General features: G+C 40.8%; 20 protein-coding genes. 12 read left to right on the top strand and 8 right to left on the bottom strand.

Features of this window, described 5'->3' with window-relative positions; genetic code table 11:
• The first annotated feature begins 28 nt into the window (after positions 1 to 28).
• The 6 genes from NMS_RS08710 (at position 29) to NMS_RS08685 (ending at position 9,063) form a co-directional block, all read left to right on the top strand.
• Positions 29 to 3,025: a SusC/RagA family TonB-linked outer membrane protein gene (locus NMS_RS08710; protein WP_041497610.1), complete on the top strand. Its 2,997-nt coding sequence runs from the start codon at positions 29 to 31 to the stop codon at positions 3,023 to 3,025.
• Complete coding sequence (locus NMS_RS08705; protein WP_041496352.1) at positions 3,025 to 4,470, top strand: RagB/SusD family nutrient uptake outer membrane protein; 1,446 nt, start codon at positions 3,025 to 3,027, stop codon at positions 4,468 to 4,470. The genes NMS_RS08710 and NMS_RS08705 overlap by 1 nt, the downstream gene beginning before the upstream one ends.
• Positions 4,457 to 5,959, top strand: a complete 1,503-nt coding sequence (locus tag NMS_RS08700) for a trigger factor (protein ID WP_041496351.1) — start codon at positions 4,457 to 4,459, stop codon at positions 5,957 to 5,959. Before NMS_RS08705 ends, NMS_RS08700 begins: the two co-directional genes overlap by 14 nt.
• A gap of 60 nt (positions 5,960 to 6,019) precedes the next feature.
• Complete coding sequence (locus NMS_RS08695; protein ID WP_231862375.1) at positions 6,020 to 7,192, top strand: cytochrome-c peroxidase; 1,173 nt, start codon at positions 6,020 to 6,022, stop codon at positions 7,190 to 7,192.
• Positions 7,193 to 7,198: 6 nt separating this feature from the next.
• Positions 7,199 to 7,813: a hypothetical protein gene (locus NMS_RS08690; RefSeq protein ID WP_148311363.1), complete on the top strand. Its 615-nt coding sequence runs from the start codon at positions 7,199 to 7,201 to the stop codon at positions 7,811 to 7,813.
• 71 nt (positions 7,814 to 7,884) lie between these two features.
• Positions 7,885 to 9,063: an AIR synthase related protein gene (locus NMS_RS08685; RefSeq protein ID WP_041496349.1), complete on the top strand. Its 1,179-nt coding sequence runs from the start codon at positions 7,885 to 7,887 to the stop codon at positions 9,061 to 9,063.
• 13 nt (positions 9,064 to 9,076) lie between these two features.
• Here NMS_RS08685 and NMS_RS08680 read toward each other — a convergent pair whose 3' ends face one another.
• Positions 9,077 to 9,571, bottom strand: coding sequence for a peptide-methionine (S)-S-oxide reductase (locus NMS_RS08680; protein WP_041496348.1), 495 nt, complete (start codon positions 9,569 to 9,571; stop codon positions 9,077 to 9,079).
• Between the two features lie 42 nt (positions 9,572 to 9,613).
• Here NMS_RS08680 and prfA point away from each other — a divergent pair, with 42 nt between their 5' ends.
• Genes prfA through pyrF form a run of 3 tightly spaced genes read left to right on the top strand, consistent with a single transcriptional unit; the run spans position 9,614 to position 12,193 of the window.
• Positions 9,614 to 10,690: a peptide chain release factor 1 gene (prfA, locus tag NMS_RS08675; protein WP_041496347.1), complete on the top strand. Its 1,077-nt coding sequence runs from the start codon at positions 9,614 to 9,616 to the stop codon at positions 10,688 to 10,690.
• 46 nt (positions 10,691 to 10,736) lie between these two features.
• Positions 10,737 to 11,342 carry a hypothetical protein gene (locus NMS_RS08670; protein ID WP_041496346.1) on the top strand — a complete coding sequence of 202 codons (606 nt, stop codon included), beginning with the start codon at positions 10,737 to 10,739 and terminating at the stop codon, positions 11,340 to 11,342.
• Positions 11,343 to 11,377: 35 nt separating this feature from the next.
• Positions 11,378 to 12,193: an orotidine-5'-phosphate decarboxylase gene (pyrF, locus tag NMS_RS08665; protein WP_041496345.1), complete on the top strand. Its 816-nt coding sequence runs from the start codon at positions 11,378 to 11,380 to the stop codon at positions 12,191 to 12,193.
• A gap of 53 nt (positions 12,194 to 12,246) precedes the next feature.
• On the opposite strand, the gene NMS_RS08660 is transcribed toward pyrF, so the two are convergent.
• The gene (locus NMS_RS08660) at positions 12,247 to 13,452 is read right to left on the bottom strand and encodes an aminotransferase class I/II-fold pyridoxal phosphate-dependent enzyme (RefSeq protein WP_041496344.1); all 1,206 of its coding nucleotides are present in this window, start codon (positions 13,450 to 13,452) and stop codon (positions 12,247 to 12,249) included.
• A gap of 149 nt (positions 13,453 to 13,601) precedes the next feature.
• Between NMS_RS08660 and NMS_RS08655 the strand changes: the two genes are divergently transcribed.
• Positions 13,602 to 14,063: an Lrp/AsnC family transcriptional regulator gene (locus tag NMS_RS08655; protein ID WP_041496343.1), complete on the top strand. Its 462-nt coding sequence runs from the start codon at positions 13,602 to 13,604 to the stop codon at positions 14,061 to 14,063.
• Between the two features lie 100 nt (positions 14,064 to 14,163).
• Here the strand turns inward: NMS_RS08655 and NMS_RS08650 are convergent, their stop codons facing one another.
• On the bottom strand, positions 14,164 to 15,792 hold the full coding sequence (locus tag NMS_RS08650) for an acyl-CoA carboxylase subunit beta (protein WP_041496342.1): 1,629 nt from the start codon (positions 15,790 to 15,792) through the stop codon (positions 14,164 to 14,166).
• A gap of 380 nt (positions 15,793 to 16,172) precedes the next feature.
• On the opposite strand from NMS_RS08650, the gene NMS_RS08645 reads away from it, so the two are divergent.
• Positions 16,173 to 16,904, top strand: a complete 732-nt coding sequence (locus tag NMS_RS08645) for an SIMPL domain-containing protein (RefSeq protein ID WP_041496341.1) — start codon at positions 16,173 to 16,175, stop codon at positions 16,902 to 16,904.
• Between the two features lie 47 nt (positions 16,905 to 16,951).
• Here the strand turns inward: NMS_RS08645 and NMS_RS08640 are convergent, their stop codons facing one another.
• Positions 16,952 to 18,589, bottom strand: a complete 1,638-nt coding sequence (locus NMS_RS08640; RefSeq protein WP_041496340.1) for a SulP family inorganic anion transporter — start codon at positions 18,587 to 18,589, stop codon at positions 16,952 to 16,954.
• A gap of 128 nt (positions 18,590 to 18,717) precedes the next feature.
• Between NMS_RS08640 and NMS_RS08635 the strand changes: the two genes are divergently transcribed.
• Positions 18,718 to 19,227 carry a GNAT family N-acetyltransferase gene (locus NMS_RS08635; RefSeq protein WP_041496339.1) on the top strand — a complete coding sequence of 170 codons (510 nt, stop codon included), beginning with the start codon at positions 18,718 to 18,720 and terminating at the stop codon, positions 19,225 to 19,227.
• Positions 19,228 to 19,364: 137 nt separating this feature from the next.
• Here the strand turns inward: NMS_RS08635 and NMS_RS08630 are convergent, their stop codons facing one another.
• From NMS_RS08630 to NMS_RS08615, 4 genes are all read right to left on the bottom strand, one after another.
• Positions 19,365 to 20,645, bottom strand: coding sequence for a DEAD/DEAH box helicase (locus NMS_RS08630; RefSeq protein ID WP_041496338.1), 1,281 nt, complete (start codon positions 20,643 to 20,645; stop codon positions 19,365 to 19,367).
• Positions 20,646 to 20,712: 67 nt separating this feature from the next.
• A complete protein-coding gene (locus tag NMS_RS08625) occupies positions 20,713 to 21,183 on the bottom strand; it encodes a hypothetical protein (protein ID WP_052476865.1) in 471 nt (156 codons plus the stop codon).
• 69 nt (positions 21,184 to 21,252) lie between these two features.
• Positions 21,253 to 22,050: a TPM domain-containing protein gene (locus NMS_RS08620; RefSeq protein ID WP_041496337.1), complete on the bottom strand. Its 798-nt coding sequence runs from the start codon at positions 22,048 to 22,050 to the stop codon at positions 21,253 to 21,255.
• Positions 22,047 to 22,487, bottom strand: coding sequence for a TPM domain-containing protein (locus tag NMS_RS08615; RefSeq protein ID WP_041496336.1), 441 nt, complete (start codon positions 22,485 to 22,487; stop codon positions 22,047 to 22,049). The genes NMS_RS08620 and NMS_RS08615 overlap by 4 nt, the downstream gene beginning before the upstream one ends.

Genomic DNA, 22,487 nt, shown 5'->3' with positions numbered 1-22,487 from the left:
GCAGCTTTCTTATAATCAAAAAGCCCTTATGCGATTATTTTTCGTTGCTTTCTTTTTTGGATCTTTCGCCTTGTGGGCGCAGTCCACGCGTCCTATTAGTGGAAGTGTGACTGATGCCACTGGAGCACCTTTGTTTGGAGTAACTATTCAGGTAAAGGGTGCAAATCAAGGAACCACCACTGATTTTGACGGAAAATTCAATTATGTCATTCGAACGAACGAGATTAACAATACAGTTCTAATTTTTTCCTCCATTGGGTATTTAACTAAAGAAGTAACTGTAGGTACTAAATCAACTTTTAACATCGTACTAGAGCAAGATATTGAATCATTAGATGCCGTTGTCATCACCTCATCCTATGGAACTAAGAAAAGACGGGAAGAAGTAGTAGGAAGTATCTCGACTGTAAAACCTAGCGATCTCGCCACAGAACAGCCAGCAACGAGCATTGACGAACTTCTTGAAGGTCAAGTCGCTGGAGTCCTAATTACGAGCAATCCCAATCTAGGTGAACCCGTATCTATTGATATTCGTGGTCAAGGATCACTAACACCTTTGAATGCTAATGTTGTGGGCACGAGCACTCAACCACTAATTATCGTGGACGGAATTATCCTGACAGAGGAAATAGGTATAGAAGGCAATGACTTTTTTGATGCTGGCACTGGTCGGTTTTCAGAAAATTTTTTGAATCCGCTGGCGAGGGTTGGTATCAGGGATATCGAATCTATCGAAATACTCAAGGATGCGGCAGCAGTAGGTTTGTATGGAGCAGATGCTGCTAATGGTGTTATACTTATTACTACCAAGTCTGGAGCCAGAGGCAAGATCAAACTCAATGCATCGATCCAAGGTGGATTCACTAACGCCTTCAACCAGATACAGTATATGAACGGTGAGCAGTTTAATGAGCTTAGCAACCTCTACAATATCAATAATGGTGACCTTGGTGCTGTAAAGCCTTATAATGGAGTGAATACGGACTGGTTTGAACAATTAAATGAGACAGGAACCTTTTCTAGATATTCCATAGCTGCAACCGGAGGAAGTCGTGAATTACGCTTTCGCGGAAGCGTAACATACCAAGACCGACAGGAAGCCCAGGCCTATAACAGCTTTCAGCAGTGGAACACGAGTTTTACAACCAACTATGTGTCTGACAAATTTAATGCTGCTCTCAAATTATCGCCGTCGTGGATTACAAAAAACAATCCAAATACTCTTTACAGTTTTGCCGTTGATCCAACAATTCCCATAAGGAATGAAAATGGGGAGTTTACCCAGTTCCCGAACATAGGAAATCCAATTGCCGTGGCGCAGCAAAATGTTTCTGAAGCTAAAACCTTTGCGCTACTGGGAAGCTTGAACCTAAATTACAAATTTAGCGACCAGTTTAATATTACCATGCTTTATGGAACGGACTATTCTAACAAGGATGAAGACAAGTTCTTCTCTGGACTTAATGGTAGTGGTATCTCAAACAATGGGGAATTTGGTCGCCGTATTCTCAGGGAACGTGACAATCGATCCTGGAACTGGAGTACGACATTGTCTTATGAAAACATATTTAGTGAGAAACATGGATTTTCCGCTATAACAGGATTGGAAACCAGGGGTGAGAAAGTAGAATTTAGTTATATCCGCGCTGCTGATTTCGTAAACTTTGAAAGACCGCAGCCAATTGAACTAGCAGCAGAAATTGATCGAGAATCAGATACTTCAGAACGTTATGGACGCTCATTGTTTTCTCAATTCAACTATGACTTTGATAAGAAATATTTTTTACTGATCAACTTCAGGATAGATCAAAGCTCAGCTTTTGGAGAGGATAACAACACAGCATACAATGGTGGAGCGGGAATAAGCTGGGTGCTTTCTAAGGAAAAGTTTTTAAAATCCTCATCATTTACAGATTTTCTAAGGTTGCGTATGAGTTATGGAACCACGGGTAATTCAAGAATAGGTAGTTATGCAGCGCTAGGGCTGTATGATATCGATGATCAAGGCTACAATCGAGGGTTTTTTAGAGCTACGCCCAGTGATACAGCTCCCAATCCTGAACTAGGTTGGGAAAAAAATAACAAGTTCAATATAGGTGTTGACTGGAACTTTAATCAGTCGTTCAAGGCTACTCTAGAATTCTTTAACGACCTAATTGAAGATCAGATTACCTCACGTCCAGCATTACCAGAATCTGGATACAATAACATTCAGATCAATGGTGCCTCCATGCGCAACCGTGGCTTAGAGCTTTCCCTAAATGTCGACTGGTTTGCTAAAACTGATTTTAATTGGTCGACCAGTCTTAATGCCGCTTCATTAAATAATAAGGTGCTTTCCTTGAGTGGGTCTGGATCAACTTTCTCTAATGCAGAAATAGCTCGCGCCCAACAAGTAGGCACCAGCACAAGTGCGTTCTTGGGATACGAGAGTATAGGTATCGACCCTGCAACAGGAAGAGAGTTGTTTTTAATAAATGGAAATATTTACGATACAGCAGAAGTAAGAGCCAATTTTAATATCACGGACACCAAAAAAATTGGGGACTCACAACCCAATTTTTATGGAGGAATGCGAAACAATCTAAGCTACAAATCATTCCAACTGGGCATTATTACTTCCTTTACTTATGGCGGCGATATTCGTCTGGATCGCAATCTTGTAGATGGGTACAATGTACTGACCAATCGTAATCTAAATGTCAATGTATTTTATGATGCTTGGAGAGCACCTGGTGATCTAGCTGCTAACCCTGCTCCTACCAATACCAATACGCTTGTGAACTCTTCCAGGTATATCTATGATGGGAGTAATTTTCAATTAAAATCAGTCACCGTGTCCTACGATGCCCCAGTGGAAAAGTGGAACCTACCTGTAAACTCACTCTCCTTCAATTTCAATGGGTCAAATTTATATTATTGGTATACTGACAAAAGAATTGAAGGTCGCAATGGCATTGCAGAATTGACTAATGTGTATCCACAGCAGCGCACCTTTTCCTTAGGACTTAATACTACATTTTGATGAAAAAGTTTTTTTATATCTCTAGCTTATTTCTCATCACTCTATCCTGTAGTGATTTTCTCGATGTCGAGCCAGATGAGCAGGTTTCTTTTGACGAGCAGTTTTCAAGTTTGGAAGGTGTGCAGCAAATCCTTTCTGGCGTATATTTTCAGATAGAAGCTCAAACTTCAAGTTTTATACACGTCTATCCAGGTATTATGGGTGGTAATATAACTTTTGCTCCTAGAATCATTAATAAGGTGCTGGAAGTACCATCAAATATTAATTTGACCTATTCCTTCCAGAATACTCCTGAATCATCTGAATTTGAAACTTTTTATGATACAGGCTATGACATTATCAATAGTGTAAATCTAGCGCTGGAACGAGTAGATGGACTTGATTTTTTGTCCAGCCTTCAAAAGGATCAATTACTAGCAGAGTTATTGACTGCAAGAGCACTGGCTCATTACCAGCTCAGCCTCGTATTTGCGCAAAACATCAACTTTACTGGTGATGGTTCACATCCAGGAATAGTTTACAATAACTCCACCTTACAAACAGGAATCGATTTCCCAAGTAGAGAAACCGCAGCCAAGGTCTATGAGTTGTTGCAACAGGATTTAGAAACAGCGATTGACCTGTTCACTGGCAATTCATTTGCATCTAACGGTTCTGAGATATTCTACTTTAATGAAATATCTGCTAGAGCTATTTATGCACGTATTGCCTTGCAAAACAATGATTGGACAACTGCTGCTTCACAAGCAAATACCGTTATAGAGAGTTCTGGCTTGAACCTAACTTCACAGGACGCCTATGTTAATCAATGGCTTACAGATGAAGATCTTGATGAATTCATCCTATCGTTTGCCGCACCATTGACATCAGACTTAAATGTATCTTCTAGTATTGCTGCGTACTATCTTTTTACCAATAACACGACTTATAATAGATATACTGCCAGCGGCGACCTTTTAGAATTGATAGAAGCGCAAGATATACGAGCTAGCTTGTATGAACAAAAAAGTCTACCGACAAGCACACCTACAGGACTTGAAAACAGGCCTTATGTATTTACTAAGAAATACCAAGCCAATAATCAAACTACCTACATTCGTTTAAGCGAAATGTACCTTATTCAGGCAGAGGCTTTAACCAGAGCAACGCCAGGAACTGATCTCGCATTACAACGTTTAAATGCGATAAGAAATCGTGCAGGACTGGAAAATGTTGACAGCAATGCTAATTTACTAGAAGAAATATTCTTAGAACGTCGCAGAGAATTAGCCTTTGAATCCCATCTGCTTTATGACATCATTCGATATAAAAAAGATATAGTTCGCGATGAAGGTTGCTTATCTAGCATCTGCAATCTTAATTATCCATCGCCATTTTTCATATTACCCATCCCACAGGAAAGTATTGACAATAACGAAAACATCCAACAAAATGAAGGCTACTAAAATACAGTTTTTGCTGAGTTTCTTGTTGCTGATCGTATTGTCTGCCTGCGACAATGATGATGACAATGGACGTTCGTTTGATGAAAGTCAAGGAAAGTTTGTGAGATTCTTCCTCCAGCTAGATGCTAATAACAAACCCATCGAGGCTCCCACTATTGATCTAAGAAGCCCATCAGTTGCTATTTATAACAAGGATAGGTTTCAAACCTTAAAAATTCCCGTAGCACTTACTAGCACTCCTTTAGAAGAAATGGTGACTGTAGATTATAGTGCCACAGCAAATAATATAACCAATTTTGAAATCACACCAGCACAGCTGTCCTTTCAGGGCAGTCAATTAGTAGATACCTTATTTGTACGATTTAATGAAAAGTGGGATGCTAGTGATGATCCCTCACTTACCATTGAACTGATTGAATCCAGTAATCCTGAAGTTCGAATAGGCACACCCAACACACAGATTCCCAATAATTTCATATTGATTAATCTTGAAGAAGTAGACTTGATTTATGGTCTTAAAGGAGATCAAACCAGGATCGACGTGACAGGAAATATTGGCGAAGAGGTCGTCATCGATCTTAATTTCCCTAATGGCTATCCCGAACAAGATCTTGCTAATTTTGAGCCATTCACCGCCACTCAATCTAATTTTGATTTTGAAATAGAAAGATTGCCCAATCCAGATGAATCTACCATAAGTTACGTTTTTAGAACATTAGAAGATTTTGCGATTGACGCTCAAGAATACCGGACTGAACTACAGTTAAACAGATTGGAAAATTCAGAGTTTGTTGGAAATACAAGTCTTGAAATTGTTAGAGACGCCTTAGTGGATCGTGACCAGAGCTTAAATCCTGCCGCTAGTTTTTATGATACGGCTGATCAATTCTATAGGGTTTACGGTGCTCACTGGTTTGATGCAAATGACGACGGCAACTGTCAATGGTCAGATTTTAACACATTTACACAGCCCGTGATTGTGGATGCAAATAATCCTAATGCGGTGTTAGGAAGTGACAATGGCACTGCAGATCCTGCAGATGATATCTACTACCATAGGTTCCGGGTGAGTTTTGAAACCTTGCTTGAAAATCGAACAACCAACCCATTCAACCTGCGCAGATGGTTCACCAATGAAGGTTCTAATGCAGATACCTCACCAGGATTAAATATTGTACCGGCGCTCGAATTTTTTCCTGATAATGACGGTACCTCATCTGTTTCTGGACAGGTTATTGTAATAAATCAGACAATAACTATTGGCACAACAGTAAGCAACGGTTCAATTAGCGAACAAATTAAAATAAGTGGTAATGGAACTTATAGGGAAATCAGCCCAGGATTATTTGAGATTATTCTGGAGTTCAATGCTACCAACACGCGCCTTTTTGGTGGCACCCGTACAGATTTCTATCGCATATATAACTTTAGCAATTTTAATGATCCAGTCCCTCTAAGTATTGACTGCAAAACACCCATCGACCTGTAAATCAATATTATGAATGAGTTCGCTTTCGCGAAAGCGTAATTTCACCCAACAACTATAAATTTGACAGACTTACAACACATAAAAATAGTTAGTACCTTTTTTTTGATTGCCATCATGGCAATGGCTTTTACCAGTTGCAAGAATACAGAGCAAGCCGAAGGATATAGCGAGATTGACAAATTGAGAGCTCTCTACGGTCAACCAAATTCCAACTTATGGCCAGAGCCACAATTGGACAGCCTTGTAGATCGCGAAAGTTTTGAAGATTTAGGGCTCTTGCCAAAAGTAAAATTTCCAGTAACCAACCCATATTCAAAATCTAAAAAGGAACTGGGAAAAATGCTCTTTTTTGATGGCAGACTTTCAGAAACTGGACATATCGCTTGTGCTTCCTGCCACAATCCAGAGCTCGCCTGGACGGATAATTTGACTAGATCCTTTGGACATATGCGCCAGAGAGGACGACGCAATGCAATGACTATTTTAAATAGTGCTTATGCTGATGAATTATTCTGGGATGGGCGTGCAGAAAGTTTAGAAGATCAAGCCCGCTTTCCTATACCGGATAAACTAGAGATGAACTCAAATCTTGACATTGCAGTGGAGAATATCGCCGCAGTGGAAGGATATAAACCTATGTTCAAGGACGCCTTTGGGGATGAAGAGGTAACGCTAGATCGTATTCTAGATGCGATTGCCACTTTTGAGCGAACGGTAAAAAGTCCTAAAAGCAAATTTGATAAGTTTATTAGTGGTGATGATAGCCAGTTTTCAGATCAAGAACTTCAAGGCTTACACTTATTTAGAACAAAGGCACAATGTATCAATTGTCATAACACTCCTTATTTCAGTGATAATCAATACCATAATGATGGTCAACACCTTTTCGGTACTAAAGATGAAGACTTAGGAAGGTATTACGTTACCAACGATTTGCTTGATTTAGGAAAATTTAGAACGCCTAGTTTGCGAGAAACAACAAGAACAGGACCCTGGATGCATCATGGACATTTCCCTAATTTAGTGGATGTTTTAGACTTATATAATTTAGGGAACCCTGCTCCTATTCAGTCTAAATATATTGGAATAGGACGCGATTCGCTCATACCGCAGCCATCGCCGCTGCTCAAACCACTAGGATTAAGTCGGGAAGAAATAAATGCAGTTATCGCCTTCTTGGGAACCCTTTCTACGAACACGGAACGGGTAAACTTAGCTAGAATGCCAGAATAAAAGATTATGAAGAATTTACTTTTCTTAATTGCTTTAATAACGTCAATGGCATCCGCTCAAAATCCTAAAGAGCCAGCGCGTCAAAAAGCCTTAGATAGCCTTTTAAAAATAGACTGGTTAGAATACAACTATAGAGAGTTAGATGAGGATCATAAAATTCTAACAAGCAGTGATCAATTTGAAACCTGGAAGGCGGGAATGAATTTTAAGCCTAATGAAGTACTGGACTATAAAGATAGCTTGAGTGTCGTGCTAAATAATGAATTGAAGGACGGGAACGCTGCCAGAATTGCCATATTAAGATTAAGTTACACTTGGGATCGTGCCAGTTGGTCAGTGTTATTACCAGCGACTGAAGTCGAAGCAATCGCAGCAAAGCAGCATATTAAACACCCCTATAATTTTGTAACTAACTTAAGAGAAAACCCGAAAGAAAGTGCGGCGAATCGTAGATTGATTCGGCAATTAAAGTCTAGACTTAAGAAATTAAAATTAGAAGAATCACTTAAAGGATTAGAGGCAAGTGAATTGATGAAGTTGGCATTTCAATACAGCCCAGAAAGACTTAAAGTAGTGGATAGTATTCTTGCCAGTCAAGGATCCTCTAGGCGCAAAGATTAATTCTCAACATTCCAGAAACACTTTCTGGCATAGCCCTATCTATACTAATTAGGAAATAGTATTTTTGTAATATGAGAAAAGATATTTCCAATAGATACGCGCAGCGCGGTGTTAGCGCTGGCAAGGAAGATGTACATAATGCCATTAAAAATGTCGACAAAGGCCTTTTTCCACAAGCCTTTTGTAAAATCGTACCAGATCACCTGACCGGATCAGACGATCATTGTTTGGTCATGCATGCTGATGGTGCTGGAACAAAGTCCAGTCTCGCTTATATGTATTGGAAACAAACAGGAGATTTATCTGTTTGGAAGGGAATTGCTCAAGATGCACTCATCATGAATATTGACGATCTATTATGTGTAGGAGCAACTGACAATATTTTACTTTCTAGCACCATAGGCCGCAACAAAAACCTAATCCCTGGCGAAGTCATTAGTGCCATCATCACTGGAACGGAAGAACTGATTGCAGATCTGAAATCTCATGGTGTGGAGATTATTTCTACAGGCGGTGAAACGGCAGATGTGGGCGATCTAGTTCGTACCATCATCGTAGATTCTACCGTTACTGCTCGCATGAAACGCAAGGATGTCATTGACAATGCAAACATTACAGCAGGTGACGTTATCGTTGGACTTTCCAGCTCTGGACAAGCCACCTATGAAACAGAATACAACGGCGGGATGGGCAGCAATGGTTTGACCAGTGCGCGACACGATGTTTTCAATAAAACTTTGGCGACTCAATTTCCTGAAAGTTATGACTCCCATGTCCCAGTAAACCTGGTGTATTCTGGATCAAAAGATTTGAAGGATGCGGTGGATGGAAGTCCGTTAGATGCAGGAAAACTGGTGCTTTCTCCTACCCGCACCTATGCTCCCATCATTAAGAAAATTTTAGATACAGTCGATAAAAAAGACCTTCATGGAATGGTACACTGCAGTGGTGGTGCCCAAACTAAGATTTTGCATTTTATAAAGGAACTTCATATCATCAAGGATAATCTATTTGACCTGCCGCCTCTATTCAAAATGATCCAAGAAGAATCGGGTACCGACTGGAAAGAAATGCACCAAGTATTCAACATGGGACACCGCATGGAGCTGTATGTAAATGAGTCTATTGCTCAAGAAATCATTGAGATTTCCCAATCATTTAATGTGGACGCCCAAATCGTAGGTCGTGTTGAAACTAGCGAACACAAGAAGTTGACGATCGAAAGTGAATTTGGGAAGTTTGAGTATTGATACCCACAACATTTCATAGACCTCGTTTCGACTTGGAATTCATTTGCTGAACCAATGCCAACTTCGGCTCGATGTACCTCTTACAAAAAGGGGCCTCTGGCCTTGTGCGGTAATAATCCCTGATGGATTCTCGAGATTCCTTAAATTTCACAAATGGCAGTAGTTGTGTGATGTAGGATTTATTTCGCTTTCGCGAAAGCGAACTCATTATCACTTCTACTTCACTGCATTGGTCTTGATTATAAAAATATATAGCGCTACGATATTCCTCTCTGCGATGATGGAACACAGTTGAGGCATGAGTTTCCAAATGCACATCAATCAAGAATTCGAGTGAAATCACCGAAGGGTTATACTCTAAAAGAATGCCTTCGCTCCAGCTATCAGCCGGAATTTTACTGGCAATGTAGCCTTGCTTGACCTCAAGAACCCCTTCCAATTGCTGGAACACAGCCTCAGTACACCAGTGGCAACCACCGCCTAAACCTATATGTTTGGAGCGTTTCATCTTAGGTGCAATTTCCGTATTTTCGCAGGATTGAAATAGAAGATGCTAGATAAATTAAACATTGTAAAAAATAGGTTTGACGAGGTGAATGATTTGATCATTCAGCCAGATATTATCTCTGATCAAAAGAGGTACGTCGCTTTAACTAAGGAATATAAGGACCTCAAAGACTTGATGGATAAGCGTGAGGAATATGTGGAACTTACCGCTAATCTTGAAGAAGCCCAAGAAATCCTTGCTGATGGTAGCGATCCAGACATGGTCGAGATGGCACAAATGCAGCTGGATGAAGCCAAGGAAGCCATTCCAAAACTGGAAGAGGAAATACGCATGATGATGATCCCTAAGGATCCTGAAGATGCTAAAAATGCGGTCATGGAAATACGTGCAGGGACTGGTGGCGATGAAGCCAGTATTTTTGCAGGTGATTTATACCGTATGTATGAGAAGTATTGTTCCTCTAAAGGCTGGAGCACTAACGTGGTGGATACCAGTCACGGTACCAGTGGCGGATACAAAGAGATCATTTTTGAAGTGAACGGCGATGACGTTTACGGCATCTTAAAGTTTGAAGCTGGAGTACACCGCGTACAGCGCGTTCCACAAACTGAAACTCAAGGTCGTGTACACACAAGTGCCGCTACCGTTATGGTGCTTCCTGAAGCAGAAGAATTTGACGTACAACTAGACATGAGTGAAGTACGTATTGAGCGTACCACATCTACTGGTCCTGGAGGGCAATCTGTTAACACAACGTATTCTGCTATTAAACTACACCACGAGCCTACAGGAATGATCGTGAGTTGTCAGGATGAGAAATCATCACACAAGAATCTTGAAAAAGCGTTAAAAGTATTACGCTCTCGCTTGTATGAGATTGAACTGGCAAAGAAAATGGAGGCCGACAGTGCCAAGCGTAAAAGCATGGTGAGCAGTGGTGACCGTAGTGCCAAAATACGCACCTATAACTACTCGCAAGGACGTGTAACCGACCATAGAATCAATTTGACACTGTATGATCTAGACAATATCATTAACGGTGATATCCAGAAGATTCTAGATGAATTACAACTGGTTCACAATACGGAGAAGATGCAGATGAATGACGATGGGATTTAGCCTTTTGTAATCATAAGTTGATTTAAGATTGCCAACAATAATAGCAATGAGTAAGAAGTTAATATTGGTCCTGCTGTGTGTTTTTAGCCTTCAAGCAAAAGGTCAAAATTATGTAGAGTCAGATAATTTTAAATTTAAGTTTATAAAAGCTAAAAAAGCTTCAGGCGCAACTTGGATCTATTCCATAAAAACGGCAAAAGAAGCCAAACGAGTTCAGGTAAGGTTCAAAATGAAATCCTTATCGGGTAAAAAAGAAAACTTTGACCCAAATAAATTCTATCTAGTCTCAGATGCGTATAAAGTTAGGGTAAGGCCGCTGGATGTTCGTTACAATTACGCGGCTGGATGGATCTTTCTGCCGTTTGATAAATTGATAGAAAATCAATCAATTGATAGCAGTATCCAAGAGTTTGTTTGTTACGAGCCTGAGATAAAGGATACCTTCCAGGACTACAGCATAGTGGGTTATGAAGATATATCTCCCAATATAAATTTTGGTACTAAGAAGAAACCCAAAATCATTTCGCCTTATCTTCATCCAGAGGATCTCAGAGCATGTAAGATTGATATCTATTTTGCGTTGCCTAAGGAACTCACGGAGTTTAAAATTTACTATGGTGAGCAAATCATTGGTGAAATTGAAATTAAGTAAATCATTTATTGAAAAAAATAATTACCTCTTAATAGATGACGCAGAAAGAACTTAGTCAACAAATAAAACTCAAAAAATCATTCCTATGCGTAGGTCTTGATATAGATCTGGAAAAGATCCCTCCACATTTGTTGCAGGAGGAAGATCCTATGTTCGCTTTCGCGAAAGCGATTATCGACACCACACACGATTTATGTGTTGCATACAAGCCAAATACCGCGTTTTTTGAAGCATACGGAGTGAAAGGCTGGCAATCGCTGGAGAAAACAATCCAATATCTCAATAAAAATTACCCAGACCACTTTACGATAGCTGATGCCAAACGCGGCGATATAGGAAATACTTCCACCCGTTACGCCAAAGCCTTTTTTGAAGACCTCAACTTTGACAGCGTTACTATTGCACCCTACATGGGAAAAGATAGCGTGGAGCCATTTTTAGAGTTTGAGGACAAGTTTGCCATCTTGCTAGCTTTAACTTCAAACGCTGGTGCCTTTGATTTTCAAACGAAAACAATTGATCGATTACCGCTTTACCAGCAAGTACTGAAAACCACCTCGCAGTACAAGAACAGCGAGCGTTTGATGTACGTAGTAGGCGCCACTAAAGCGGAATACTTGCAGGACATTAGAAAAATAGTACCTGATTCATTCCTCCTCGTTCCTGGTGTAGGCGCACAAGGCGGTAGTCTTGAGGAAGTTTATAAATATGGAGCAAACGATCAAGTGGGATTACTAGTCAACTCCTCTCGAGGTATTATCTATGCGTCACAGCAAGAAGATTTTGCTGAGGCTGCGAGAGCCAAAGCCATGCAAATGCAGGTGGAGATGGCCACGCTTCTACGATTATAATTAATTATTTCACCTTCTTTGTCTAGTTGAATTAATTCTACTTGTTGTGAATTCTAATTCAACGTTTCTTGCATACATTGCTTCATGAGCTCATAGGTGCGTTCAATGTCTGCATCTAGACCTATGGAAAAACGGATCAATCCATCAGTAAGTCCCATTTCCTTTTGCTCGTCCTCTGGAATTTCACTGGAGGTTGATGTACCTGGCGCAGAAAATAAGGTTTTATAGAACCCTAAACTAACCGCCAAATATCCTAGATTTCTTTCTTGCATCAATTCCATCAAAGCATTTGCACGATCCAGACTTCCTACGTCGATGGTAAGCATCCCGCCGTAGCCGTACTGCTTATTCATTTGGGAAGTCATGAGTTCGTGGCCGGGATGCGATTTGAGCCCAGGGTAAACTGTTCTAAACCCGTCTGCCTCAAACTTTTGGGCAAGAAACATAGCATTTTTACTATGCTGTTGCATACGTATGTGCAAGGTTCTTAAGTTTTTAAGAATGGAGGCAGCGCGCAAGCTATCCATGGAAGCTCCCAACAACATGCTGGCGCCATCATTTACATTACGCAATCTGTCTATGAGCTCTTGAGTGCCGCAAACAACACCTCCCATAGTATCACTGCTTCCATTAATAAACTTTGTTAGACTGTGCATGATAACATCTGCACCTAATGCGGCTGGAGATATGGACAAAGGTGAAAATGTATTATCCACCAATAACTGAATGTTGTATTTCTTTGCAAGCGCTGCCAATTTTCGGATGTCGGCAATTTCAAGTAGTGGATTGCTAACGCACTCACAGAATATAATTTTAGTTTCTGGCCGTATAGCGGCTTCAACCAGATCAAGTTTTGTTATATCTACGAAAGAGGTTTGAATCCCTAATCTAGGTGTGAAGTTCTTAAGAAATGCATAAGTACCTCCATAAATAGTACGGCTGGAAACGACATGATCACCTGCATGACAATAGTGTAATATAGTTGGGGTAATCGCCCCCATACCACTTGCAGCGACATTAGCGGTTTCAGTACCTTCCATAGCAGCAAGCGCCTCCCCTAAATAGAGGTTTGAGGGTGTGGAATGACGAGAATAGAGATAACAGCCATCTGCATTTCCTTCAAAGGTGTCAAACATAGTTTTAGCTGACAAAAAAGTATAGGTCGAAGAATCAGAAATTGACGGATTCACACCACCGAATTCGCCGAAATATTGAAGATCTTGAATGTTATTTGCCGGCTTGAAATTCTTGTAATCCACGAAGTCTATTTTTCGTTAAAACTAAATTTTAATAGACCTATATTCAACATATATGTATAATTATAGAATAATATTCAGCAATAAGATGTTTTAAAACTATTTTTATCTAATAAAGAATACCTTATTATCAACATAACAGATAATTATTCATGTTTCAACTAGATCCTACAGACATCAAACTGATCCACCTATTGCAAAATGATGCAAAGCAAACCAATAAAAAGCTCTCGTTAAACCTAAATTTATCAGTGACCGCCGTATTTGAGCGTATCAAAAAATTAGAACGTAATGGCGTTATTAAGAATTACGTGGCACTGATTGATAAGAAGAAAGTCGGTTTAGGATTTCAGGTGTTTTGCCATATTAAATTAGCACAACACTCTCAAAAACACATAAAATTATTTGAAGCACAAGTTTCAAAACTTGATGAGGTTGTTGAATGCTTTCATGTGAGTGGTGAATATGATTACTTATTAAAAGTTTACGTACGAGACATGGAACATTTTAGAGAATTTATGACCGAAAAACTTACCAGCATTGAGCATATAGGCAGCACACAAAGTTCTTTTACTATCAAAGAAGTAAAGAATAGTACTCAGGTTCCTGTTTGAAAACTCCAGTTTTGATACTTAGCCAAACTTCTCTTTGCTCCATTACGAGAAAATCCCGCTGTGTGCGGGATTTAGTATAATTCAAAGGAAGTGAAAAACATTATGTCTGTATCACCCCCAGATTAAAGTCTTTAGTAATAGGAGCATGATTTGCGGCTTCGATTCCCATGGAGATCCATTTTCTTGTATCCCGCGGATCGATGATTCCATCTGTCCAAATTCTAGATGCAGCATAGTACGGTGACACCTGCTCATCATAGCGATTCTTTGTTTTTGCAAAGAGCTCTTTTTCTTCTTCTTCAGTCAGTTTGTTGCCTGATTTCTCTAGAGAAGCCTTTTCGATTTGCATCAATACTTTGGCAGCACTGTTTCCTGACATCACGGCAAGCTCAGCACTTGGCCATGCAAAAATCAATCGTGGATCGTAAGCCTTTCCACACATCGCATAATTTCCTGCACCGTAGCTGTTTCCAATTACTACGGTGAATTTAGGTACAACGCTATTTGATACCGCGCTCACCATTTTGGCGCCATCTTTAATTATACCGCCGTGCTCTGATTTAGAGCCTACCATAAAACCGGTCACATCTTGTAAAAATACGAGTGGTACTTTTTTCTGATTACAATTGGCAATAAATCTAGTGGCCTTGTCTGCACTATCGCTGTAGATTACACCACCAAATTGCATCTCGCCTTTCTTAGTTTTTACAATTTTTCTTTGGTTGGCTACTATTCCAACAGCCCAGCCATCGATACGGGCATAACCGGTAATTATCGTCTGTCCATAACCCGCCTTGTATTCTTCAAAAGTATCAGCATCAATCATGCGCTCGATAATCTCCATCATATCGTATTGCGCATTACGCTCGCGAGGCAATACACCAAATAGCTCTTCAGGATCTTTACCAGGCTTTACTGCTTTTACCTTGCTAAATCCAGCCTTATCATAATCTCCTATCTTATCCAGCAATCGCTTGATCTTATCTAGGGCATCTTTATCATCTTTGGCTTTGTAGTCCGTCACACCGCTTATTTCGCAGTGGGTAGTAGCACCACCCAATGTCTCGTTATCGATACTCTCTCCTATGGCAGCCTTAACTAGATAGCTTCCTGCAAGGAAAATACTTCCTGTTTTGTCTACGATCAACGCCTCATCACTCATGATAGGTAAATAGGCTCCACCGGCCACACAACTTCCCATCACCGCAGCAATCTGGGTGATTCCCATGCTGCTCATCACGGCGTTATTTCTAAAAATGCGCCCAAAGTGTTCTTTATCTGGGAAGATCTCGTCCTGCATAGGCAAATAAACCCCAGCACTATCCACAAGGTAAATAATAGGCAACCTATTTTCCATCGCAATCTCTTGCGCTCTCAAGTTCTTTTTACCCGTAATAGGAAACCAAGCTCCAGCTTTTACAGTAGCATCATTTGCCACGACAATCACTTGCCTGCCTTGTACGTGACCTATTTTAACTACAACACCACCGCTAGGACAGCCGCCATGCTCTTCATACATTCCATCTCCTGCAAATGCTGCTATTTCAATAGCTTTTTCAGCATCATCTAGCAGGTAATTTATACGCTCGTGAGCGGTCATTTTTCCTTTAGAATGGTGTTTGGCAATGCGCTTCTCGCCGCCACCTTTATGTACTTCTGCCAGCTTTTGTTTCATTGCAGACAGTAACATCTTGTTGTGATCTTCGTTTTTATTGAAGTCTAGATCCATGGATAGAGAGTTTTCCTCAAAAATAGGGATTTTGAAGGTGAAGAAATAGTGAAATATTCCGCTTTCGCGAAAGCGAACTTTCCAGAAATATTTACCTGATTTTAAGGCTTTCTATAACGAGGATTTTCCAGCAGCGCACCCAATATCAACGAAGATCCTACCATAAAGCTCACCAACATAGTCACGCGGATCCTTAAAATTTGAGAAACAAACGGTAATTAGATATTGAAAAAGCTTCTATTGCATGAAGATTTTCTGAATTTGTTAGGGATTGATATAGTAACAGGAATTGGGTATAGGGCATATTCTAGAATGTCCTATCGTTATCCAGCTATCAATTTCTTTAGAATATGCTATTTTTAAGAACAAATTCCTAGATCATGAAAAACTCCATTCCTGCCATCATTTTTGGACTTGCTATAGTAATCGCTGCTGCATTTTTAGGCAATGCGTTTATGAATCGCAATCACAAACAGGGCACTATTGACGTGACTGGATTAGGCAGTCAAGATTTTGTATCTGATTTGATCGTTTGGGAAGGAAGGTTTACTGCCAGCAGTCCTATACTCAGTGATGCGTATGCTGAGCTCGCGAGAAATAAGAAAACTATTGAAAGTTATTTAAAAACTAAAGGCTTGAGTGATTCCATGTTAGTTTTCAGCGCTGTAAATACGGCGGAAAAAACGGCTCCAATTTATGGAAGTAACGGTAATTACCAAGGATCAAACTTCGTTGGCTATGAACTCTCGCAAACCATCAATGTGCAGTCTAATAATGTAGAAAAAATTGAGCGCATTTCCAGAGAGGTTACGGAATTGCTCAATCAAGGTGTACAGCTGTACTCGCGAGCACCACGCTATTACTATACTAAACTCTCTGATCTTAAAATAGAAATGATTTCTAAGGCTACTGAGGATGCACGTATCCGGGCAGAGCAAATCGCAAAAAACTCTGGTGGCACCTTAGGTGATTTACAATCTGCAGATATGGGCGTGTTCCAAATTACCGGTCAAAATAGTTCAGAGGATTACAGCTGGGGCGGTACTTATAATACCAGCTCTAAAGAAAAAACCGCTTCCATCACCATGAAACTGGTATATGAAACGGATTAGGTTGTGGAGTTCGCTTTCGCGAAAGCGAACTTGAAAAGAGTCCCCTACTAGACTTCAGCATCCAGTAAATCTGTCGCTATATGATAACGAGGGTCTTCAATGCTGGTCTCAATAATGGTTTCAAATTCTGGGTTCCTGCGCATCAAAAGCTCCTTACATTCTGGGCTCAAGTGCGTTAATTTAATATCTTTTCCTAAATCCAGGTATTTGTTGGCTACCCCTCGCAATGCCTCGATACCAGAATGATCCTGAACACGAGCTTCTATAAAGTCGATTTCCACTTTATCGGGATCATTTTTAGGGTCAAATTTCTTATTAAAATCGGTGACCGACCCAAAGAATAAAGGTCCCCAAATCTCATAAACTTTAGTTCCATCATCCTTCATACTCTTGCGAGCCCTGATGCGTTTTGCGCTTTCCCAGGCAAACACCAAAGCTGAGATAATAACGCCGACGAAAACCGCAATAGCTAAGTCAAATACAACAGTCACGATAGAAACTATTATGAGAACAAACGCGTCAGACAATGGGATTTTTCTTAATATCCTAAAACTGGACCAGGCAAAAGTTTCAATGACCATCATAAACATGACCCCTATCAATGCTGCAATAGGTACTTGTTCTATCAATTTGTCAGTAAAGAGTATAAAGACCAGTAAAGTAACCGCCATCATAACTCCAGATAAGCGCCCTCGCCCACCAGCATTGATATTAATCACCGTCTGACCTATCATTCCGCAACCTCCTGTCCCACCGAAGAGCCCACTAACTATATTACCCGCACCTTGGGCTACACACTCTCGGTTACCACTACCGCGAGTCTCCGTCAATTCATCGACCAGGTTCATCGTCATCAGTGACTCAATCAGACCTACTGCTGCAGCTAGAAATGCATAGGGTAGTATAAATTTGAATGTATCATATCCTATAGGTAGGTTTTCCCACAATTCGAGATTTGGTGTAGGGACTTCGCCTTTGAGTCCAGTACCGCCGCCTTCAATGATGTAAGAACCTACGGTGCTCACATCCATACCGGTCAAAACAACCACAGCAGTGGTGATGAGAATTGCAGTTAGGGCTGCTGGAATCTTTTTAGTGAGTTTAGGCAACACCCAAATGATTCCCATGGTCAAAGCTACAAGCCCCATCATGATCCAGAGCTCTGTACCTTGCATGTAAGTACTCACGTATTTTTTTACTCCACCTGCTCCTATGACTAGGTTTTTATGAGAAAACATCTCCACCTGAGCCAGAAAAATGACGATAGCGAGACCATTTACAAATCCCATCATCACTGGATGCGGAATCAATCTCACAAATTTTCCTATTTTAAAAACTCCGGCTAAGATTTGAATTACTCCCATTAGAATGACAGCAGCGAACAGATAGTACAACCCCATATTTTCAATAGGATTTTCCATCAACATCCCTTTCTCGTGCCCTTTAATGATTAGATCAACAAAAATTACCGCCACCGCACCTGCAGCACCAGAGATTAATCCTGGACGACCACCAAAAAGAGCTGTGATTAAACCAATGATAAATGCACCCGAAAGAGCTACTAATGGATCAATACCTGCTACAAAAGCAAAAGCAACCACCTCTGGAATCATTGCTAGAGATACTGTAATCCCTGCTAAAATATCGTTTTTAGGATTGCTTGTGAAATTGCTGAAAAGCTTCATGAAACTAATTTTTTGACTAAAAATTAAGCGAGCAAAGATAGTTGATTAAAAGGATTACTAGTTTTACCAGGTCAAGCTTACACTCCTGAAATTATCTGTCTATAAACGCCACTCTTAATTCAAACCCATTGAAAGAAACAGACTCATATAAGTACCTCAATGCAAAGCCAGATCAAATATCAGCGGCATTAGAGCTTTTGAAAATTGCCGCTTTGCGACTTCAGTTCAAGCAATTATCACAGTGGAGTTACTGGCTGGATCCACCTCAGGAGCGGCTGGAGTGGCTCAAACAAGGATTTGAAAACAAGGAATACTTTTTCTTAGAGCTTGATTCTAAAATCATTGCGATGTACCGCCTTATGGAGCTTGATTTGAAATACTGGGGAGAACGTAGCGACAGTGCTTACTATATTCATTCTCTTGTTGTACATCCAGATTATAAAGGGCAAGGTATAGGTGCTCAAATAATTCGAAAAATACATGAGCTTGCGGTGACTAACCATAAACAATTCCTGCGATTGGATTGCGATGCGTCAAATCCTGCCTTATGCGATTACTATAGGCAATTAGGGTTTGATGAGGTTGGATTAATACATTTGGAACTATCAGTAAATAGACAATTCCAGCGATCTGTATAACTGCTGAATGTAAATGCTTGTGTCGCTTCCGCGAAAGCGAACTCAATATTAAATTATTGATCCTTGACAAAACGAAAATAGATCACAAAAAAATGGCGGCTTGATGCCGCCATTTTTGGAAATAAATTTATAAAAAATTAGTTGCTAGAACTTCTGTTTTTATTTCTGCTCTTATTGCGATTGCCTCCTGAACTAGATCTTGAGTTGTTAGAAGGTCGCTTAGAGCGATTACCGCCGCGATTACCACCTTGTTTTTTCAAACTAGGTTCTGCAGCATCTTCCATTTTAAATTCAAATGGGTGATCGTCCACTACTGGAATCTTTGTCTGGATCAATTTCTCAATATCCTTTAGGAATGGTCGTTCTTCCAGCATACAAAAACTTGCTGCAAGACCGCTTGCTCCAGCTCTACCCGTACGACCTATGCGGTGAACATAAGATTCTGGGACGTTAGGCAAATCGTAATTGATCACGTAAGATAACTCATCGATATCAATACCTCTGGCTGCAATATCCGTGGCCACAAGCGCTTGTAATTTTCCATCTTTAAAATCACCTAAGGCACGTTGACGAGCCGTTTGTGACTTATTACCATGAATAGCAGCACTTTTGATACCCGCCTTCTCTAGGTCTTTGACGATCTTGTTAGCTCCATGTTTTGTTCTGGAAAAAACTAAGGTAGCATCGTTCATATCGCCTTCCAGCAAATGAACTAGCAAATCGGTTTTGTGCTTTTTATTGACGTGGTAGATGCGTTGTTCTACTTTTTCAGCAGTGGTTTGCTTAGGTTCAATAGTAACGCGCTCAAAGTCTCCTAAAATTTGCTTAGAAAGATCGACGATCGCTCTAGGCATGGTTGCACTAAAGAATAGCGACTGACGTTGCTTAGGCAATAGTTTCAACAACTTTTTGATATCGTGGATGAAACCCATGTCCAGCATCTGATCAGCCTCATCAAGGACGAAATACTCGATATCTGCTAAGGAAATATATTTCTGGTTGATCAAATCAAGTAGTCTTCCTGGAGTTGCCACGAGTACGTCAACGCCCTGGTGCAACGCATATACTTGCTTCGTCTGGTTCACACCACCAAATATGACCGTGTTTTTGATGTTGGTATATTTCGCGTAAGCGGTGAAATTTTCATCAATCTGTATGGCAAGCTCTCTTGTAGGAGTAACTACCAGTGTTCTTATTTTGCGTTTTTTTCTAGGCCCTTCGCCTTCTAATAATTGTTGTAGTATCGGAATGGCAAATGCTGCCGTTTTACCCGTTCCCGTTTGTGCAACCCCTAGGAGGTCTTTGCCTTTTAATAAGATGGGAATGGATTGTGCTTGAATAGGTGTTGGATTCTCATATCCTTGGTCCTGTAAAGCTTTCAGGATGGACTCGTCGAGCCCCAATTCTTTAAATGTCATGTAATGTATTAAGCTGCAAAGGTACGTTTATTTAAGATGGGCAACGTAGAGCACTAGTAACCACTGATTACTGTACCCGCAATCGGTATTTTCTGGAGTTGCTGTCCTCGCATAAGTTGTCATCATCTTCAAAAATTCCTGGATCGTCATCTACATAGCCATAGTCTGGCTCGTCTACACTCACATAAACAGTGAATTCAAAGTCACCTGTTTCTTCTGGTATTCCATAGATGAACAACTCACGACCTTCCGATTCATAGTCTAGACCTCTAGGAAGGTTGCTGATCGAGAAGAAATAAAAGTATCCGTTGTCATTAGTAGAGTTGTCGATTGCAGCTCTAAAGCTTTCCTCATAATAGCTTCCTAAGTAAGCACTAGGAAATATTTTTTCTGGAAGTTCAGGTCTGCTAGGAATGATGCAATCCGTCAATGGATCGCATGAAGTGATTATTAAAATAGAAAAAATGAGAAAAGCAAAGGAGAAATAACGCATGAGGTTGGTTTCGGAAACCTCATCAAGTTTTTTGCCACAATTCATTGAAGTATAATTCGTTTGGGTTTGAACCGAAGTCTAAGCTATCTTAAAGTACTACCAAACAGATGATAACTACCACCCACCACTAGCACCACCGCCACCGAAACCACCGCCGCCAAAGCCGCCACCAAAACCACCGCCACCACCGAAGCCGCCACCGAAGCCGCCGCCACCGCCGCCAAAACCGCCGCGTCCCAGACTGCTCAACACAATAATGTCCAGCAAGGATGCGCCAGACCTATTGCCGCCATTTTTACCGCCGCCTTTGTTCTTCTTAACACTCAACACAATCATCAGAACGATGAAGGCAATAAATATTAGTGCCTTAACAGGGATTCCGGAACTTTTAGAAAAGTCTCGGGTTTCCACAAATTCACCATTTAAGGCAGCAAATATCGCATCTGCGCCTTTGTCGAGCCCAGCGTAAAAATCACCACTTTTAAATTCTGGAATGATGACCCGGTTGATGATACGCTCTGTCATGAGGTCCGTCATTCGGTATTCAATACCGTATCCAGTACTAATATCGATAAATCGGTCGCCATGGGCTAGTAAAATAAAAATCCCATTGTCTTCATTTTCTTGACCTACTCCCCATTCTTGAGCCCAACGGGTACTAAGTAAACTGATGTCCTCACCATTAGTCGACTCAATTATTGCCACCACTATCTGGGTGCTCGTACTATCTGCATAACGTATGAGTTTGTTCTCCAATGTAGATTTTTGCTCTGCATCTAATAGGTCGATGTAATCGTAAACGGAGGTTTGACCGGTAGTTGAGGTTGGTTTAGGCGGTATGGTATATTGCGCACTTCCAAGACTGGAAACTAGCAGTACCGCAGCAACTATAATAAATTGGATGTTTTTCAACTGGTCGATATCTGGTCTGGTAATTCGTTCACATCGTCTTCTTGCCACGGAAAAAAAGCAGCGAGCTTCTCTCCTGCCATTTCAATTCCTGCAATGAGCCCATTTTTAAATTCGCTTTCGCGGAAGCGAGCCTCCATCACTTCCCGTATGCTGTTCCAAAAGTCGTCGCCCACATGAGCATGGATTCCCTTGTCGCCTAAAACCGAGAATTTGCGGTCGTCCACGGCTAGGTAAAACAAGATACCGTTCGCTTGCTTGGTATTGTCCATTTTAAGCAGGTGAAAAAGTTCTTGGGCACGGTCGTAAACCTTGCCTTCACAGCTGCTTTCAAGGTGCACTCGTATCTCGCCACTGGTGAGCTTTTCGGCCGCACGTATGCTTTCTACGATTTGCTCCTCTTCCGCAGCGGTTAGGAATTTTTCTACCTGGCTCGCCAT

It is taken from the genome of Nonlabens marinus S1-08, from assembly GCF_000831385.1.
In the GTDB taxonomy this organism is placed as follows: domain Bacteria; phylum Bacteroidota; class Bacteroidia; order Flavobacteriales; family Flavobacteriaceae; genus Nonlabens; species Nonlabens marinus.
The sequence above is the reverse complement of the archived record's forward strand: the minus strand, read 5'-3'. Positions and strand labels throughout refer to the sequence as shown.

What these genes read in the sequence shown, in the direction of transcription:
- NMS_RS08710 (WP_041497610.1), top strand. Translation starts at nt 29, where the DNA reads ATGCGATTATTTTTCGTTGCTTTCTTTTTTGGATCTTTCGCCTTGTGG.
- NMS_RS08705 (WP_041496352.1), top strand. Translation starts at nt 3,025, where the DNA reads ATGAAAAAGTTTTTTTATATCTCTAGCTTATTTCTCATCACTCTATCC.
- NMS_RS08700 (WP_041496351.1), top strand. Translation starts at nt 4,457, where the DNA reads ATGAAGGCTACTAAAATACAGTTTTTGCTGAGTTTCTTGTTGCTGATC.
- NMS_RS08690 (WP_148311363.1), top strand. Translation starts at nt 7,199, where the DNA reads ATGAAGAATTTACTTTTCTTAATTGCTTTAATAACGTCAATGGCATCC.
- NMS_RS08685 (WP_041496349.1), top strand. Translation starts at nt 7,885, where the DNA reads ATGAGAAAAGATATTTCCAATAGATACGCGCAGCGCGGTGTTAGCGCT.
- NMS_RS08680 (WP_041496348.1), bottom strand. Translation starts at nt 9,571, where the DNA reads ATGAAACGCTCCAAACATATAGGTTTAGGCGGTGGTTGCCACTGGTGT.
- prfA (WP_041496347.1), top strand. Translation starts at nt 9,614, where the DNA reads ATGCTAGATAAATTAAACATTGTAAAAAATAGGTTTGACGAGGTGAAT.
- NMS_RS08670 (WP_041496346.1), top strand. Translation starts at nt 10,737, where the DNA reads ATGAGTAAGAAGTTAATATTGGTCCTGCTGTGTGTTTTTAGCCTTCAA.
- pyrF (WP_041496345.1), top strand. Translation starts at nt 11,378, where the DNA reads ATGACGCAGAAAGAACTTAGTCAACAAATAAAACTCAAAAAATCATTC.
- NMS_RS08655 (WP_041496343.1), top strand. Translation starts at nt 13,602, where the DNA reads ATGTTTCAACTAGATCCTACAGACATCAAACTGATCCACCTATTGCAA.
- NMS_RS08650 (WP_041496342.1), bottom strand. Translation starts at nt 15,792, where the DNA reads ATGGATCTAGACTTCAATAAAAACGAAGATCACAACAAGATGTTACTG.
- NMS_RS08645 (WP_041496341.1), top strand. Translation starts at nt 16,173, where the DNA reads ATGAAAAACTCCATTCCTGCCATCATTTTTGGACTTGCTATAGTAATC.
- NMS_RS08640 (WP_041496340.1), bottom strand. Translation starts at nt 18,589, where the DNA reads ATGAAGCTTTTCAGCAATTTCACAAGCAATCCTAAAAACGATATTTTA.
- NMS_RS08630 (WP_041496338.1), bottom strand. Translation starts at nt 20,645, where the DNA reads ATGACATTTAAAGAATTGGGGCTCGACGAGTCCATCCTGAAAGCTTTA.
- NMS_RS08625 (WP_052476865.1), bottom strand. Translation starts at nt 21,183, where the DNA reads ATGAATTGTGGCAAAAAACTTGATGAGGTTTCCGAAACCAACCTCATG.
- NMS_RS08615 (WP_041496336.1), bottom strand. Translation starts at nt 22,487, where the DNA reads ATGGCGAGCCAGGTAGAAAAATTCCTAACCGCTGCGGAAGAGGAGCAA.